The sequence below is a fragment of the Desulfitobacterium elongatum genome (genome assembly GCF_055378975.1).
In genome coordinates, this window is sequence record NZ_AP038772.1 from 219,479 (window position 1) to 236,873 (window position 17,395).

A 17,395-nucleotide genomic window follows, 5' to 3' on the forward strand; every position below is an offset into this window, starting at 1 on the left:
TTAAAGTTTCAAGCTAACTCCCGTTAAGTTATTTTAGCTGAAAAAGAAAACATCCTCAATATCGTAGTGCCTTTTAACCGTTCGATCCAATAAAATAAAGACGATAAGAGTGGCCAGAATAAATACCACGCTGTAAGCCGAAGCGATGGTTCTGTCTCCACCTTGAATATAGGGAAACATAAACATCGCATACGTAACCACCGTTCCTCCACCAATGAGCAAGGTGACGAAGTACTGACTAAAGGATATGATAAAAGCCATACACATCGAGGATAAAATCCCTGGCATCGCTATGGGAAGTGTGATATTTGTAAAAACTTTAAGGGGAGAAGCACCTAGAACCCGAGCTTGCACCTCCAGCTTATCCCCTGTCGCTTCCGTGACTTCCATCATGATTCTTACGGTATAAGGTAAACAGAGAATAATATGGATCAAGATAACACCAAGCACCGTATCACTTAAGCCAATTCTCATAAAAAAAACATGAATGCCCATAGCGAAAGCAGTCGCCGGAACAATGACCGGCATAAGAACCAGGAACCTCAGGAGATTCCGGCCAAAAAAATCATAGAAAACAATCGCTCGCGCAGTACTAATACTAATCATTACAGCAATCAGGGCAACGACTATTGAAAGCAAGATACTGGAAAAGAGAACTTTAATCGCTCCGGAATACCCACCGAACAATTCTTCGAGGGCTCGAATGGATAAAGTCTCCGGAAGGAGATGGGGCCAAGGCCATAATCCCGTAAAGCTCCAGATGATCAAGATAAGAATTGGAAATAAAACAATGAGATAGTTTAAGTAGACAATCCCCTTAAGAAGAGGTTTTTGCGTTTTTTTAGTCATGGCGGACACCTGTCTTCAAGAGATTTCGTGACAGTATTTTATAGTAAAAGTAAGTGATCCCTACGGATACGGCGATCATAATACTGTTAAGCACCATCGCATAGGGTCGATGTTCAAGGTCAGGGTGTGTGTATTCAACATAGGTCCGAACCGGCAGTGCTTTAGGCTCAGTTGCCCCTAAGAGATAGGGTATTTCATAAGCTCCAAAGGAAAAAGCGAAAATGATAATAAAGGAAGTAAGGATGGAAGGGAAACAAAGGGGAAGAGTAATAGTTTTGAAAACCTTCCATTTGGAAGCTCCCAAGTTAATCGCTGCTTCCCCTAAGGTGAAATCGATATTCGCCATAATGGTGACAATCACCAGAACGACGAAAGGTATCTCTTTCCATAAGTAAGTCAAGATAATCCCAATCGAATGTTGATCATACATCAGGGGCAAAAAGCTTTCCTGCCCCTGAATAAGCTGTAACTGGTAGGCGATCCGAGCAACAATACCACTTTGAGAAAACAAGTTGATCATGAGTAAAGCAGATACCGTATGCGGAATAATGACAGGGATTTTAACAATCTCGAAGAACTTACTTTTTACCAACCCCGAAGCTGTAGCCGCAACACTAATGAGAACTCCTAAGACTACAGCAATCAGAGAAGAGACCAAAGAAATATACAGGCTTAGGAATAATGAAGTTGTAAGATTTACATTCGCTAATACTTCTTGGTAATACGAAAGAGTGAATCGGGTCAAACCAACTGCTGGCATAATTCCAAAGCTTTCCAGCAAGCCATTGATCAGACCCAGGATAAAAACACTGAGAAGTAACACGACTGGTAAAATCATCAGATAAGGTTTCATCTTTGTATAGCTCATTGTCAAATCCTTTACTAGCAAGCCCTTTATTGATTCACTTCGTTATTTATTGGGGATTTCTGCTTGCCATATTTCCTCGATTAAAGGGACCACTTGGGCGGGTAATTCAGGCTGTCTATTTTTCATGAGTGTTGTCAGCGGAATAACACCTTTGCCCAGCGGGATCTTGTCAAATAGTGCTTTCTCGTTACTGTCTAGTTTTGCATTGTCAAGTACAGGCAAGTCTCCCCAGTTGGCTGCGTCATATTTGGAGGCTTGCAATTCTGCACTCAGTACAGCATTGATAACAGCTAAGGCTCCGTCTTTATTGGGTGCATTGGCAGGAATCGCAAGAAAATGAGTATTCCCAATCATCCCTTTTTCAAACGTAAAATCGCGAGCGGTATCTTTGTATTTGCCTTTACTAATCATACCAGCTACGGCATTAGGGTTATACGAGACATTAAAAAAGACTTCCCCATCTGCGAACATGTTATCCAATTGGCTTAGTGATGCTGGATAGGTCTTACCTTCTTTCCATAAGTAAGGTTTTAGCTCTGTAAGATAATCTAAAGCAGGCTGAATGGCTTCTTTAATCTTTTGTTTATCCGAGCCAGCACTTTTCACTTTATCATAACCCACGATATCGTAGATAATCTGACGAACGAACACACTTCCTGTAAAGTCAGGCGGCGCTGGATAAGTAACCTTCCCGGGGTATTTCTTGGCATAAGCCAATAATTCCTGCGCGTTTCTAGGAGTTTCGGGAGTTTTCGCCGAATCGTTGATAAACACAAATCCAGCTTTACCATAGGGGGCTTCATAACCATTAACTTCATAACCAAAATCAAATAATACATCGCTGGAATTCTGATCTACATTTTTTTTGTAGTTGGGTAAGTATTGTGTGAAGGGACCATAGAGCAATCCATTTTTTTTGGCGGTGTAAAAGTTCTCTCCATTTATCCAAAGTAAATCAACCGAGCCTTTTTGTACATTCGCCTGCTTTTCATTAGCCAATTTAGAGATTGTAGTTTGGATGTCGTCCACAGGAGTAAGTTTCAGGGTAATATCATAGTTGTCCTTAACCTTTTTGGCCCAAACTGTATTAATCCATTTGTTCGTCCTTTCGTCCCCACCCCAGCCATAGAAATTGACGGTCGTACCTTTAGCATTTTTGAGAACGGTTTCAAAGTCGCTTTTATCAGTCGAGGCTGTATTCTGCTGAGGGGCAGTGCTTTTACCACATCCTACAGTCAATAAGGTGAGTGACATGACAAGAACGAGTGTCCTGATAAAAAATTTCTTCATTTAAAAACTTCTCTCCCTTTTGCAATAATTTAATGTCTCTCTCATTCTTTTATTTCTTTATAATTCTGTCTTACCTTCTAATCTCCTTTCTATCAATGGATTGAAGTAAAATATTGGTCATTTGTCTTACTGACCTGTTTTACATGTAAAATCATATGCAATAATCGTGCCTAGATATTGTGATTCCTTAAAGCCTGATGAAATAGGGCTTTTCCGTTTTAATCTCATCGAGGGTACGCGCTTTCATTCACCAATATTGGAAAGATTATCTCATTTTGATACTGATAGTCTAAAAAAAGCCAGAGTTTTTTAACCCTTTCTTGGACATGCGCATACTGTAAAGTAACAAGTCCTTCATAATTTTATGAGTATCAGGAAGAGGGGGTTTGTCTATGTTGTGGTTTTTGCTCATTCTGTTAATTGGGTTTATTCTCTGGCTGTGGTTCAATGGCGGGTTAGTTTTAGCGGGTTAAATTCCTCAAAAGAGCGCGGCGAAGGCGCTCTTTTCGCATAATATAGATTAGGAAGGGAAGGATACGAACTGAAAAGATGATATTGAAAATCATTATCATTTAAGGTACAATAAACTAAAAATAAGGGAAAAATAAAAATTAAGATAACGTTTATGGTACCCAAATATACACAATAGGAGTGTGGCGACGATGAGTATATTACTCATTGGGGGGCTCGATCGAATGCACGGGGAATACATACATATAGGATCTAAACGAGGACATAATTTAAAAGTATATACGCAATTGCCCACACGCTTTGAGAAAGTAATGGGTGAACCCGATGGGATTGTCTTGTTTACAGGAACTGTATCTCATGCCATGGTCAAAGTTGCTATGAAGTTGGCGAAAAGTCGAAACATTCCCCTGATTTGCAGTCACAGTAGCAGTTTGACTGCACTAGAGCGCGAGTTATGCAGACTAGAGGAAGTTAATCTAGCTACCTGAACACAGAAAGGGTTTTTCTAAGGAGGGAGCAAATGTGGACAAAATTTTAGTTCGGGATTTCTATCAAGCATTAAACGGATTTGAAGATAGAGAATATCTTTTGTATAGGATACACTATGATATCGCGCCGACTTTGGCGGGTATAAAACCAGCCTCGCTGATAACCTTTGTTAATCAGACAAGGAATATGTATGAACTCTGGGATCGGTATAAAGATGAAGTATGTACTAGCCTAGGCGTTCGCTTTTATGAATTAAGAAGGAAAGATGATCGGGTCATTGTCTTGTTTTATCAGGATGAGGCGTTGGCAGAGTGTTTATCCCTCTGGAAGAATAGACAGTTCCTGCTGGAACAGGGCTATCAGGGTTCATCTGAGGTAGAGGAAAATTTGCATCATCTGAAGGCGAGATATGAGGTAGACTGTCCTCATGAATTAGGAGTTTTTTTAGGTTATCCGCTCGAAGATGTAACCGCCTTTATCGAAAATAATGGTGCACCCTGCCTTATATGTAAGTATTGGAAGGTTTATCAGGATGTAGAGAGCGCCTTAAAGGTTTTTGAAGCTTATGATAAAGAACGGGAAAGAGTAATAAAATCGGTACTTCATTTCTATAAGAGAAGTGCATAGGGAATGCAAAGAGTAAGTAGGCTTAGAGTACAATAAGCTAGCAAATCTGGGTCAGATTCGCTAGCTTATTTTAATGCGAGCTTGAACGATTCAATTAAGATTTAATCCGTTTTCCTTCCTTCAAACCCTTGAGATCGGTATCAAGTAGAAGCTGATCTCCATCCTTAAGCCCTTCCGCGATAATCACTTGACGGTCGTTTTCCATTCCTTTGGTGATCGGCTGAATTTCAGCCTTACCATTATGCACGACCCAAACCGCTTGACCTTCTTGATAAGGGAATAGAGCGGTTTTAGGGATCAGGAGTTGGTTGCTTTCTTTTTGGGTGGTGAACTTTACGTCCATGCTACTGCCTAAAACGACAGGGGCTTCGCTTTTCAGAGAGAGGGTCACCTTGACCCGGTTCTCTTTCAAGCCCAGTGGAGAAATTCGTTCAACGGCTGAGGGATCGATTCTTTCCACCTGCCCAGATAAAGTCTTCTTACCATTACTGGTTTCTTGAACGATTTCAACTGAATTCCCGGGTTTTATCTCTAAAGCATCGCTGGCTAAGACATAGCTTTCTAGTTTATATCCTTGTTCTTGAAAAACATGAAGTAAGAGTTGACCTTGCGGGAGAAGTGCACCTTCTTTGAAAGTCAAATCCTTTACTAAGCCGTCCTGCGGAGCCGTGACTTTAGATTTCAGAATCTTCTCTTCGAGTTGACTAATTTGCGCATTTACGGCTTCTTTTTGACCTGCAAAGAAAAGATCGGTTCCGGGTGCAGGGGTTTGTTGTTCATAAAGAAGTCGAAGCGCGCTTTTTTGTTGTTCCAAGAAATTCTTGGCTTTATCGGCTTGGCGCTGCGCCTCCTCATATTGAACGAGAGGGAGAGCACCTGCCTCGTAAAGCGTTTTCATCCGTTCAAGATTTTGATTCTGAGCCAGAATGTCTTTCTCTGCTTGTTCAAGGAGTAAGGTTTGTTGCTTCACCAAAGCCTCATAGGGACTACGGTAGTTTTGAAGACGCTGACCTTCGATGCTTTTAAGCTGAGCTTTAAGAGAATCCAACTGGTGATTTAGATCACTGGTTTCAATCACTAAGAGTTCTTGACCTTTTCTCACTCGGTCTCCATTTTGAACTAAGATGGAGGCTACTTTCCCATCTACAGCATTGTAAAGGGGCCACTCCTGTGCAGCCAAGACTTGACCTTCCTCCGTAAATCCTTTCGTGAATTCCCCGGGATGTACAGTAAGAAGATTTCCTTGAAGAGGCATCAGACTTGGGACAATAGCTGCTGCAAGGACGAGAACGGCAATGATCCCGTAGATAATACGTCTTTTCTTCTTGGAGCCCTTAGCTGAGGACTTCTTGGAATCCTTATTTAGGAATGGAAGATGAAATCTGAACCGTGTGGAAGGGGTTGGACGTTCGACAGACATTAGGATCCCTCCTCAAATTGTTTTTTTGTGCTACTCCTTCGTCGCAAGAATCTCCACAAACGGAAGTGACTTTATCTTTCGCTGAGTTCGAGTCTGAGCAATCCATACGGATAAGGCAGTTCCTAAGGCTCCCCCGATTAAAGCAAGAGGTGGGAGCTCAGCTGGGATAGAGTAAAGATCCGTGCTTAAGGCCTGAGCCATACCCGCCATGAGACCAAAGGTGAGGGGAATCCCAAGTACAATCCCCATCAAGCACAAGGTCCATTGCTCGGAGGTAATCACTCGTAGGACTTCCCTCGGGGTCATCCCGAGAACACGCAGGGAGGCGAGTTCTCGTTGTCTTTCCGAGAGGGAAATAATGCTTGAGTTGTAGATGAGGGCGAAGCCTGCGATTCCAGCGAGAACGGCGAGGAAGTAGATGGTAAATCCTGAGGAGGCCATCATCTCTTGGATTTTCTCTGAACTATCTGCCACGGATTCAATCGAGGAAACTTGGCTCGCATCGCGATATTTGCTTTTTAAAGCGCTCACTCCCTCGGGATCCATCTTGATGAGCATGGAGGTACTAATTTCCCCTTGCTGAAGAAGCTTCTGTAACGAGCCGATTTTCATAAAAGCATTGAGACCGAGGTACTGGGGAACGACTCCTTTAACGAGTAGGGTTTGATCTCTATTATCAACGAAGTCTTTGCGCAGCGGACTTTCAAGTGTGAGCGAATCTCCCGCTTTGACTTGGAGTAGGTTAGCAAGGCGCTCGGAAAGTAAGATTCCGTTCTCGGGAACAGGCACCTTTTTCTCCTCTTTATCCAGAATGTTATACAGTGTGGCTTCTTTAGTGAGTCCCATGATTACGACTTCTTTTTTATGCCATTGATTTTTGAGGGACGCTGGAATTTCTAAGACGGGCTCTACTTTAGAGAGGCCAGGCTCGTGCGCCAAGGCGAATTGTGTTGATCGAGAGGAAGCGGGACTGGTTAGAGAGATTTTTAAATCGTAGGTCTGGACTTGTTCAAACTGAAAAGTAGTCAGCTTATCCGTCATGTTCTGCATCGACCAGGTAACGGTCATCAAACTATACACGACAGCCATTCCAACCACTGTAAAGATACTTCGGACAGGGGAGCGAAAGACATTACGTACGCCCATCTGGGCTTGAGAGGAGAGTTTACTCCAAAGCCAGGTGATCTGCTCGATTCTTGTTTTTCGTGCTGAACTAGGAGCAGCAGGGCGCATTGCCTCAGCAGGTTCTAAGCGGAGGATGTCGAGACTCCCCTTGATTCCACTCAGTAAACTAAAGGCTAGAGATAAAGCCATCCCAAAGAAAAGATATTTCATGGAGAACGTGCTTTTCAGTCCAGGAAGTGCGAAGTATTCCTGGTATAGGGAGGTTAAAGGAAAAGAGAGGGCAATTCCAGAGAGCCCACCGAGGAGTCCGCCAAAGCTGCCGATGAAAAGAGGATAAGAAAGGTAGTGGAGAATGATTTCGCGGTTCGTAAATCCAAAGGCCTTCATCGTTCCTATGGCAACGCGCTGTTGTTCGATGAGGCGACGAAGCATCGTGTACAGTATGATGGTTGCAACACCGAGAAAAACGGTAGGGAGAGTCTGTGTTGTCCCTTTGAGGGATTTTAGCTCATTAGTGAGGATGGCATGGCTGGTTTGATCTTTACGAGGAATGATGCTTTGCACTCCGTAGCGTTTAAGTTCTGTTTGTAGCTGGTCCTTGACACCCTCAAAACTCGCTCCAGGTTCTAACGCAAAGACGATATCGTTAACCTGACCTGATTCTTTAACCAGGGATTTGAGGGAGTTAAGAGGAATGTATGAAATGCCAAACGTAGCAGGATCGGGATAAAGGTCTTGGGCGGAACGCATCGTATAGATAAATTCAGGACTTTGTGCAGTACCAACGATAGTAAAGGTTGCTCGTTGCCCCTCGAGAATCAAGGTTAAGGTGTCGCCGAGAGTGAGCTTATTAGCCGCGAAGAACTTTGGGTCCACAAGGATTTCAGACTTATTATCTTCCGGAAGGCGTCCACTGAATATTTGAATTTGATTTAGTTCTGGTGGATTAGAGCGGTTTAAGGAAACCATACGCAAGTAACGGTTGGAATCAGACTGCTCTTCAAAGAGACGTACGTCTTTCACGATGCGCCCTTCGATGATATCAATCCCGGGGAGATTCTTTAGAGCTTGGACTTTACTCTCTGGATAGCTCGTCAGCTTGACGAATCCATCGGCAAAGTGAGTCTGGGTATAAAAGTCTTGTTGCGCGCGTTGTAGGTTCTCAAGGACAATTGACATCGAAGTATACGTTAGGAGGCCAATAGCGATGACCACCATACAAGCGATATATACCCCTTTATTCTCTATGATTTCCCGAATCGTCTTTTTACGAAGAACTACCATGAGATTTCCTCCGGCTCGAGCGGCTGTTCATTCACTATGACACGCTCAAGAGCTCCATCTTTGAGATAAAATACACGATGGGCCATCTTCGAGATCTCCGCGTTATGCGTGATAATAAGGATGGTTTTCTTGTAATCTCGGTTAAGTTTCTGCAGTACTTTTAAGACTTGGATTCCGGTTTGAATGTCTAAGGCCCCTGTAGGCTCATCACAAAGAAGAAGCTCTGGGTTTTTCACAATTGCTCGGGCTATTGCCACCCGTTGCTGTTGTCCGCCGGAGAGCTGGGAGGGGAAATGATCTGACCAGGCTTCAAGCCCTACATCGTTCAGAACATCGTGGATGGAGAGTGGCTTTTCTGCAATCTCAGAGGCCAGTTTCACGTTTTCATACGCCGTGAGATTCGGCATGAGATTATAATGTTGAAAGACAAAGCCCACAGCATTTCGCCGATAAAGGGTAAGCTCGACATCATCTGCTTCGTGGAGCGCTTGATCCCTGTAGTAGAGCTCCCCCGAAGAGGGTAGAGTCATCCCACCGATGATATTGAGAAGGGTTGTTTTTCCGGAGCCGCTTTGCCCGAGAACGACGATGAATTCTCCCTGATTGACTTGGAAATCAATCCCTTTGAGAACTTCAGTCACTACCTCCCCGGTTTGATAGATTTTGCCGATTCCTTTTCCTTCAAGCAGGATGCCCATAGGGGTCACCTCCTGGATATAGACTGATTTAGTTTGATTTGTTCTTTAGCCCGTTGGCAAGAAGATAGAGCATCTTATCGACGATGGGTAAAAGCGTGTTCTCATCGGTGAAGGCGTTGAGGGATTCAGGCCCGAGCGACAGATAGTAATCACTAAAGGCGGTGTTCAAGGAATTCATAAAAAGTGTGGCCACAGCTTGATCAATCTTTGGATCGAGTTGTCCACTTTCGATGCCCTTTCGAATCATCTCTGCATAAATGTTATTTGCTTTAGGAAGCTGTTCGCCAAGGATTTCATCGCGTAAAGCACTATTGGTTTCCTTATAAAATTTATTTCCTATGGCTAAGAGCTCTGGATTCTCCTGAGCAAATCGGATACCGGCAGCGAAAAGCTCGTGTAGAGTTTGAAAGAATTCAAAGCCTTCCCCTTGAAAATGGGGAACCATCACACTGAAGTATTGAAGCTTTCTTTCGCCGGCGAGATCGAAGATATACTTATATAAGTCTTTTAGGTTCTCAAAGTATTGATAGAAACTCCCACGCGGAATTCCAGCGCTTTCGATGATGCGTGCAATGCTGGATTGATCAAAGCTATAGGTTGCAAATTCTTGTAGCGCTGCATCGATAATTCGCTCTCGTTTTTCACTGGGGAGATTAAAAAAAGTTTGGGTTGGCAATATAAGATCTTCCTTTCTAAACTAAATAAATGGTGTAGTGGAAGCAAGGGTACACCAATAGTGTATGGACAAAAAAACAAGATATGACATCATTGTCACGTCAATAATATGACAGTGATGTCATAGGGTCAAGGAGAATATTTTAAAGCGCTTCCTACAGTTGCCTTCATTCGCAAAATAACTATAGCGCTCACAGTAGTCAGCTAAAGGATCATAAGATATAATTTAGGAATATCAGGAACAAATCATTAAGAGTAAAGTAGCACATTAGAATTTTTATAGACACTTAGCTAATTTAAGGGGGTGAGACTATGGCAGGAAAACTAAAAATTTTCTTTGGCTATGCCGCTGGTGTAGGTAAGACCTATGCTATGCTTGATGATGCTCAGTCACAGCTAAAAAGCGGCATCGACGTTGTAGTTGGTTATGTGGAACCTCATACATGTCCAGAAACGATACAATTGCTCGATGGATTGCCTACCTTGCCACCTAAGGTTGTTGAACATGAAGATATTCGAATCAAAGAATTTGATTTAGATACAGCCCTTAGCAGAAAGCCCGAACTCATTGTTGTTGATGAACTCGCGCACTCGAATGCTTACGGAGTGCGTAATAAAAAGCGATATCAGGATATAGAAGAACTCCTCAATGCTGGGATTGATGTCTATACAACAGTGAATGTTCAACATATCGAAAGTCTAAATGATATCATGCAGGATATCACTAAAATTAATGTACAGGAAACTATCCCAGATAATCTATTTGATCACTCCGATCGGGTTAAGTTTATAGATATTGAACCAGACGAACTGTTAAGACGTTACGAGGAAGGGAAAGTCTACCGTTCAGAAAGAGCTGAAACGGTGACAAACCATTTCTTAGCGAAGGAAAGTTTATGCCTTCTGCGTGAGGTGGCCATGCGCAAGGCCGCAGACAGGATTAGCCATGATAATCAGAAGGAACAACATCAATCTGAAAAAATGGCCACCATGAAATTTCTAGTCTGTGTCAGTTCCTCTCCCTCCTCTGCAAAATGTATCCGTTGGACAGCAAGAACCGCGGAAGCTTTTCATACGCCATGGATAGCCGTATATGTAGAAAATATGGAAGATGAGTATTTTACCGATGCTGAGAAGAAAAGCATTCGGGCTAATTTGGAGCTGGCGGAGCGGTTAGGGGCAAAAGTTGTAACACTCAACGGACATGAAGTCGCTCCTGTAGTTGCGGAATATGCAAAACTTTACGGCATCACAAATATCGTAGTAGGGAAAAGTAGAAATAAAAAAACACTGAAAAGCTTATTTGATATGGATTTTGAGGATAAGCTCATTTCTAGGCTACCGAGCATCGAAATCCATATCATTCCAGGTAGTATCGCGCCAAGGCCCTATCGAAAGCCAAGAAGGATACAGATAAGGAAGAACCTGTTCTTATCATGGCCTGATACCTTAAAGACCATTGGAATTCTGATCGTAACGACCTTGATATCAATGGGGCTTCGAGCCCTTGATATAGGGGATCAAAATGTTATTATGGTGTGTATTTTGTCTGTGCTGGTTATATCAAGAATTACGATGGGGTATGCCTACGGTGTTGTGGCTTCCGCAATTAGTGTACTTATTTTTAATTTCTTTTTTACTCCCCCTTATTTTACCTTCGATGCAAAACAGGCGGGTTACCCTATTACCTTTGTAATTATGCTTTTTGTTGCATTGATTACAAGTGCCTTAACTGTCCGGATTAAAACACAGGCGAGACTTGCCGTAGAAAGAGAGCGTCGTACTGAGGTATTGTATGAAATCAATAAAAAGCTACTGAAAACCAGAGGACTCGAGAATATAGTAACTCTGACTAATGAACATATTACAAAACTCTTTGATCGTTCAGCAATCTTTTACACACAAGACCCTGTAAAGAGTTCACCAGGTTCCCTGATGCAATCCTCGGAAGATCCTGAGGCCTCCTTCATGCTGTCGGAAAATGAAAGAGTGGTTGTCCATTGGGTATTTATCAATCAAAAGAGTGCGGGAGCAGGTACGGATACTCACATGGGTGCAGGAGCTTTTTATATTCCGATTATTTCACAGGGCATCGTTCTTGGAGTGATTGGTCTCTCTTGTACCAAAGGTAAGCTTAGCCAAAATAACCGTGCATTATTAAAAATGATAACTTCACTGGTTGCGATGGCCTTAGAACGTCAGTACTTATCCGATGAACAGCAGAAAATACTTATTGAGTCAGAAAAGGAAAAGATGAGAAGTAATCTGCTTCGAGCAATTTCCCACGACTTGCGTACTCCCCTCACCGGTATTTTAGGCGCGAGCTCTGTCATTCTTGAAAACGGTGAATTCCTGGATAAACAGACACATGATAAACTGGTATTTAATATAAGAGAGGATTCTCAATGGCTTATACGCATGGTGGAAAATCTCCTCTCAGTAACGCGTATCAATGAAGGGACAATGAATGTCACTAAAACACCTGAGGCTGCTGAGGAAATCATAGCTGAAGCCATTAGCCGTATACGGAAACGGTTTCCTAGGCGAAAAATATCTGTGAAAGTTCCCGAGAAACTTTTGTTGGTTCCAATGGATGGAAAATTGATTGAACAAGTCCTTATCAATCTTCTTGAAAATGCAATTAAGCATTCACCAGAGGATTTAGAAATCGAGGTGGAAGCGAAAAAAATAGGGAATTACGCAGTATTTGAGGTCATCGATAAGGGAGTAGGAATTGCCGAGCAGGATTTCCCCTATCTATTCGAGAGCTATGTCCCTAATGGGAAGCGAAGCTCAGATTCATCGAGAGGAATGGGAATTGGTCTATCGATTTGTATGTCCATTATCAAGGCGCATCACGGAAAAATGGAGGCTGCCAACAAAAAGGAAGGTGGCGCAGTCTTTCAATTTGCACTGCCGTTGGAGGAGGGGGTAAACCATGAATAGTAAACCCTTAATTTTAGTTGTTGAAGATGATGAGGGTATATGTAACTTTATTTCCGCTATATTAACTTCAAATGAATATAACGTCATGAAAACCGCAAAGGGCAAAGAGGCTATTTCAATGGTGGCCTCTTATGGTCCCGACTTGATTTTACTTGATTTGGGCTTGCCGGACATGGATGGCATGGAAGTATTGAAAACGATCAGACAGTGGACGGCTATACCTGTCGTTATTGTATCGGCTCGAGGACATGAGCGTGAAAAGGTGGAAGCGCTCGATCTGGGGGCGGATGATTATATTACAAAACCCTTTGGAACCTCAGAACTGCTGGCCAGGATTAGAACTGAGATTCGCCACAGTCAAAAGAGTTCAAATAAAAGTCCTTCCGAAATCGATAAAATAACAGTGGGAGATCTCGAAATCAATTATGGCAAACGACTTGTATCGCTTGCAGGAAAGGAAATCCACCTTACTCCAATTGAATATAAGATTATCGTGTTACTATCTAAACATATAGGTAAAGTACTTACGCACGATTATATAATAAAGGACGTATGGGGGCCCTATACAAACGAAATACAAGCGCTTCGTGTCAACATGGCAAATATCCGAAGAAAACTTGAAACGAATCCTGCAGAACCCAAATATATCATCACCGAGGTTGGAGTAGGCTATCGAATGGTTGAGGAATTACAGTAAAATTCTTCAATGGATGTTTGAATTTCTTTATACAATCTTAATATGAAAATGATCAATCTGAATCCTGTCTTTATGTGATAGGTGCTATAAATATATAGCTGATGGTTATTCTGACTATAGCTATATATTAAATTAGATGGAGAGAACAGATGATATCTTCCATAAAACGTTTTTTGCTTGGGCGTCCTTTAAAATCGACGGAATTAGGAGAACAGAAACTTAACAAAAAGAAGGCATTAGCGATTCTTTCTTCTGATGCGTTATCCTCTGTCGCCTATGGTCCTGAGCAAATATTAATTGTCTTATTTACCTTGGGTGCTGCAGCCTTTTGGTATTCCATCCCGATAGCAATCGGGGTATTAATCCTGTTAATCGCTTTAATTTTATCGTATAGGCAAATTATCTTTGCCTATCCACACGGCGGTGGGGCTTATGTGGTTTCAAAGAATAACTTAGGGACCAATTATGGATTAATAGCAGGGGGATCCCTGTTGGTGGACTACATTTTAACTGTAGCAGTGAGTGTGTCTGCGGGTACAGACGCACTTACATCTGCTTTTCCGAACTTACATGCTCATAACGTAGGTATAGCCATTCTATTTGTCATCTTTATTACGATACTCAATCTAAGAGGGATAAGAGAGTCTGCTTCTATCTTAGCCTACCCCGTTTATTTGTTTGTTGTCGCCTTATTTATATTGATAGGAGTAGGGCTATATAATATCATTACCGGTCAAGTGTCACCTGGACTCCATTCACCGATCGGTGCACCCGTGGCAGGAGTAAGTTTATTTATACTCCTAAAAGCCTTTGCCTCTGGGAGTTCCGCTTTGACAGGAGTTGAAGCCATATCTAATGCAATCCCCAATTTTAAAGCCCCTGCACCTAATAATGCGGCGAAGACCTTGATGGCAATGGGGACTTTACTTGCTCTACTATTTTCCGGAATCGTAGTTTTAGCCTATTATTATGGAATTGCTCCGAGTAAATCGGCAACCGTCGTCTCCCAAATCGCTGAGGCGACATTCGGACGGAATTTTATCTATTACTTTATTCAAGGAACGACGGCGTTAATATTGATCCTTGCGGCGAATACAGGATATTCGGCTTTCCCTCTGCTTGCGGTAAATCTTGCGAACGATAAATTCATTCCAAGAATGTTTACCATTAGAGGAGACCGCCTTGGATATTCTAATGGAATCATCTCACTTGGACTTTTTTCGATTATCCTCATCATTGCCTTTAAGGGACAAACAGAACATCTTATTCCGCTTTATGCAGTGGGCGTGTTTATACCCTTTACCTTGTCCCAGACAGGAATGATGGTGAAATGGATTCGAGAAAAACCCAACGGATGGATGCCAAAACTCATCGCTAATTCGGTTGGGGCCTTTATTAGTTTCACGGTGACAATCATCTTCTTCTTAACTAAATTTACACAGGTATGGCCCGTCTTGATTTTTTTACCGATCATTATTTTCTGGTTTCAAAGAATTCACAAGCACTACGAAGCCGTTGCAGATCAACTGCGAGTTTCACCGTGCGAACCGACTATCCCAATCGAAGGGAATATAATCATTATACCCGTTGCTGGGGTTACCCGCGTTGTAGAAAACTCGTTAAACTATGCCAAATCGCTAGCGGCTAAAAATATCATTGCGGTATACGTTTCTTTCGATAAGGAAGATGAAAAAAAGTTTGAAGAAAAATGGGAGAAGTGGAATACCGGTGTCAGGCTAGTCACTTTGTTATCACTTCATAGAAGTCTTGTTTTACCCCTTACAAAATTTATAGATACCATTGAGCATAAAGCGAGTGAATCGAACTATCAGGTTACTGTTCTCATCCCGGAGTTTATTCCCAAAAGGGGATGGCACAATATTCTTCATAACCAATCAAGCTTATTGATCCGTACTTTCTTGCTTTATAGAAGAAAAGTAGTAATTACTACAGTACCTTATCATCTCAAGAAATAAACAACGGCTCCTCGATACAGGGGTGCAATCCCCCTCGCCTCTACTAATACATAGTGAAATAACAGTCCGAAAGGGCTGTTTTTTATTTGGGTGTAAAGGTAAAAATCTTTTTACTCACTGACTGCATCCCTCTTCAACATTTTCAACTTTTTTGATTATAACAAAATACCCCGCAGAGTAGCTTTTTATCATTGTCTACTCTACAGGGTACATTTTAGTGAGTTGTATCTCTTTGACTGGCTTTTTATTATGATACTGTTTTCTAAAATATTTCTTGTCAAATTCGAATATTTATTTACCGAGACAAAAATTTTGTATAGGTTAGAAAATATGTCTCCAGATTAAGAATGCTATAAATAAAGGTTTTATGAAGCTTCATGCTCAACCGAAATCGTACATATAGAATTCTTCACTTGCGATTCTGAACTGGAAATATCCCATGTTCCGGGATTACTGTTATCCGGTATACGATGATTCATGATGTCCTCATACCATTTTGCTTTATATTTAATATATTGGTATCTTTCATTCATTTCCCTTACCTGTTCCTCTAGCTGCTTCTTTTGATCTAAAATAATTTCATATCTTATTTTTAAAGTGGATTTACCCTGCAGGCACAGGTTTACATAATCCTTCACCGCCTGTATGGACATACCGGATCCTCTAAGATTCTTTATGCCAATCAGCCAGTTCTTGGACTCCTCATCAAAAAGTCTGTTTCCGTTCTTATCACGTTTTAAAGAAGGAACTAATCCCATATCTGTATAATACCTTACCGTATGTTCCGTCATATCAAGGAGCTTTGCAATCTCTTTTACTGTATACATTTTTACCTCTTCCCATCGTCAAAGACGAAAATTTTTTTACTATATACTTGACTTCGAGTTACTCGAATGGAATAAAATAATTTTACTGCAGGAAATCTAACTGTGTAAAGATATTTCTGCTCAATCAGATGACATAGAGAAGGATAAAATTAGAGTAAAGGAGAAATTAGTATGAATTATGTAGAATTAAACAATGGTGTCAAAATGCCAATCTTGGGATATGGAGTATTCCAAATTGCAGATCAGGGAGAATGTGAAAGATGTGTACTAGATGCAATAGAGGTAGGTTATCGCTTAATCGACACTGCTCAGGCATACGGCAATGAAGAAGCGGTAGGAAAAGCTATTAAAAAATGCGGTGTTCCAAGAGAGGAATTATTTATTACTACAAAAGTTTGGATTTCCAATGCTGGATATGAAAATGCAAAGAAATCTATTGAAGAATCATTGGAAAAACTGCAGCTTGATTATTTAGATTTATTATTAATCCATCAACCTTTTAATGATTATTATGGAACTTATCGTGCAATGGAAGACCTATATAAAGAAGGAAAAATTAGAGCAATCGGTGTAAGTAACTTTTATCCAGATAGATTAATAGATCTAATAAAGTTTAATGAAGTTGTTCCAACAGTCAATCAGGTTGAAACACATGTGTTTAATCAACAAGTAAAGGCTCAAGAAGTAATGAAAAAATATGGCATTCAGATTCAAGCTTGGGCACCTTTTGCCGAAGGAAAAAATAACTTATTTATTAATGAAACATTAAAAGCAGTTGGAGGTAAATATAACAAATCAATTGCACAAGTTGCTTTAAGATATCTTATTCAAAGAGGAGTATCAGTGCTTCCTAAATCAGTTAGTAAGGAAAGAATGATACAAAATATCGATGTATTTGATTTTGAATTGTCAAAAGAAGATATGGATGTGATTGCTGCTTTAGATAAAGGGGAAAGTTTATTCTTCTCACATTATGATCCACAAACAGTTGAATATTTAACAAGCTTAACAAGATAGAATTAGTTGTGATGTACTAGTAAAAATGCCACTTCAGCGCAAACTGTTCTAACTTGGGAATTAGCACAAAAGCCTTAAATTGTTCCAATTACCGGTACAACAGAATACACCGGTTAGAAGAAAATTTGGGAACTAC

14 protein-coding genes are annotated in these 17,395 nt (G+C 41.3%); 6 read left to right on the forward strand and 8 right to left on the reverse strand.

Translation table 11 applies throughout. The features are described 5' to 3' along the window. Positions 1-33: 33 nt before the first annotated feature. Genes ACZ42W_RS01050 through ACZ42W_RS01060 form a run of 3 tightly spaced genes read right to left on the reverse strand, consistent with a single transcriptional unit; the run spans position 34 to position 3,007 of the window. Positions 34-849: an ABC transporter permease gene (locus ACZ42W_RS01050; RefSeq protein ID WP_464167765.1), complete on the reverse strand. Its 816-nt coding sequence runs from the start codon at positions 847-849 to the stop codon at positions 34-36. Further along, positions 842-1,717: an ABC transporter permease gene (locus ACZ42W_RS01055; protein ID WP_464167766.1), complete on the reverse strand. Its 876-nt coding sequence runs from the start codon at positions 1,715-1,717 to the stop codon at positions 842-844. The genes ACZ42W_RS01050 and ACZ42W_RS01055 overlap by 8 nt, the downstream gene beginning before the upstream one ends. A 42-nt stretch (positions 1,718-1,759) precedes the next feature. Next, entirely contained in the window at positions 1,760-3,007 is a 1,248-nt protein-coding gene (locus tag ACZ42W_RS01060) for an ABC transporter substrate-binding protein (protein ID WP_464167767.1), read from the reverse strand. Positions 3,008-3,669: 662 nt separating this feature from the next. Between ACZ42W_RS01060 and ACZ42W_RS01065 the strand changes: the two genes are divergently transcribed. Beyond that, the gene (locus tag ACZ42W_RS01065; protein WP_464167768.1) at positions 3,670-3,966 is read left to right on the forward strand and encodes a DUF2325 domain-containing protein; all 297 of its coding nucleotides are present in this window, start codon (positions 3,670-3,672) and stop codon (positions 3,964-3,966) included. Positions 3,967-4,000: 34 nt separating this feature from the next. Further along, positions 4,001-4,594, forward strand: a complete 594-nt coding sequence (locus tag ACZ42W_RS01070) for a DUF3793 family protein (protein ID WP_464167769.1) — start codon at positions 4,001-4,003, stop codon at positions 4,592-4,594. A gap of 94 nt (positions 4,595-4,688) precedes the next feature. On the opposite strand, the gene ACZ42W_RS01075 is transcribed toward ACZ42W_RS01070, so the two are convergent. Genes ACZ42W_RS01075 through ACZ42W_RS01090 form a run of 4 tightly spaced genes read right to left on the reverse strand, consistent with a single transcriptional unit; the run spans position 4,689 to position 9,797 of the window. Further along, a complete protein-coding gene (locus ACZ42W_RS01075) occupies positions 4,689-6,014 on the reverse strand; it encodes an efflux RND transporter periplasmic adaptor subunit (protein ID WP_464167770.1) in 1,326 nt (441 codons plus the stop codon). 30 nt (positions 6,015-6,044) lie between these two features. Further along, entirely contained in the window at positions 6,045-8,423 is a 2,379-nt protein-coding gene (locus ACZ42W_RS01080) for an ABC transporter permease (RefSeq protein ID WP_464167771.1), read from the reverse strand. Further along, positions 8,417-9,121, reverse strand: a complete 705-nt coding sequence (locus ACZ42W_RS01085; RefSeq protein ID WP_464167772.1) for an ABC transporter ATP-binding protein — start codon at positions 9,119-9,121, stop codon at positions 8,417-8,419. The genes ACZ42W_RS01080 and ACZ42W_RS01085 overlap by 7 nt, the downstream gene beginning before the upstream one ends. A gap of 28 nt (positions 9,122-9,149) precedes the next feature. After that, on the reverse strand, positions 9,150-9,797 hold the full coding sequence (locus ACZ42W_RS01090) for a TetR/AcrR family transcriptional regulator (RefSeq protein ID WP_464167773.1): 648 nt from the start codon (positions 9,795-9,797) through the stop codon (positions 9,150-9,152). Positions 9,798-10,108: 311 nt separating this feature from the next. On the opposite strand from ACZ42W_RS01090, the gene ACZ42W_RS01095 reads away from it, so the two are divergent. The 3 genes from ACZ42W_RS01095 to ACZ42W_RS01105 all read left to right on the forward strand — a co-directional run bounded on the left by ACZ42W_RS01095 (position 10,109) and on the right by ACZ42W_RS01105 (position 15,415). Next, positions 10,109-12,742: a DUF4118 domain-containing protein gene (locus ACZ42W_RS01095; RefSeq protein WP_464167774.1), complete on the forward strand. Its 2,634-nt coding sequence runs from the start codon at positions 10,109-10,111 to the stop codon at positions 12,740-12,742. Beyond that, positions 12,735-13,439, forward strand: coding sequence for a response regulator (locus ACZ42W_RS01100; RefSeq protein WP_464167775.1), 705 nt, complete (start codon positions 12,735-12,737; stop codon positions 13,437-13,439). Before ACZ42W_RS01095 ends, ACZ42W_RS01100 begins: the two co-directional genes overlap by 8 nt. 149 nt (positions 13,440-13,588) lie before the next feature. Further along, the gene (locus ACZ42W_RS01105; RefSeq protein WP_464167776.1) at positions 13,589-15,415 is read left to right on the forward strand and encodes an APC family permease; all 1,827 of its coding nucleotides are present in this window, start codon (positions 13,589-13,591) and stop codon (positions 15,413-15,415) included. A 365-nt stretch (positions 15,416-15,780) separates the two neighbouring features. Here ACZ42W_RS01105 and ACZ42W_RS01110 read toward each other — a convergent pair whose 3' ends face one another. After that, positions 15,781-16,242 (reverse strand): MerR family transcriptional regulator, encoded by a 462-nt coding sequence (locus tag ACZ42W_RS01110; RefSeq protein WP_464167777.1) that lies wholly within the window; start codon positions 16,240-16,242, stop codon positions 15,781-15,783. 171 nt (positions 16,243-16,413) lie between these two features. Here ACZ42W_RS01110 and ACZ42W_RS01115 point away from each other — a divergent pair, with 171 nt between their 5' ends. Then, positions 16,414-17,259: an aldo/keto reductase gene (locus tag ACZ42W_RS01115; protein ID WP_464167778.1), complete on the forward strand. Its 846-nt coding sequence runs from the start codon at positions 16,414-16,416 to the stop codon at positions 17,257-17,259. The last annotated feature ends 136 nt before the right edge of the window (positions 17,260-17,395 follow it).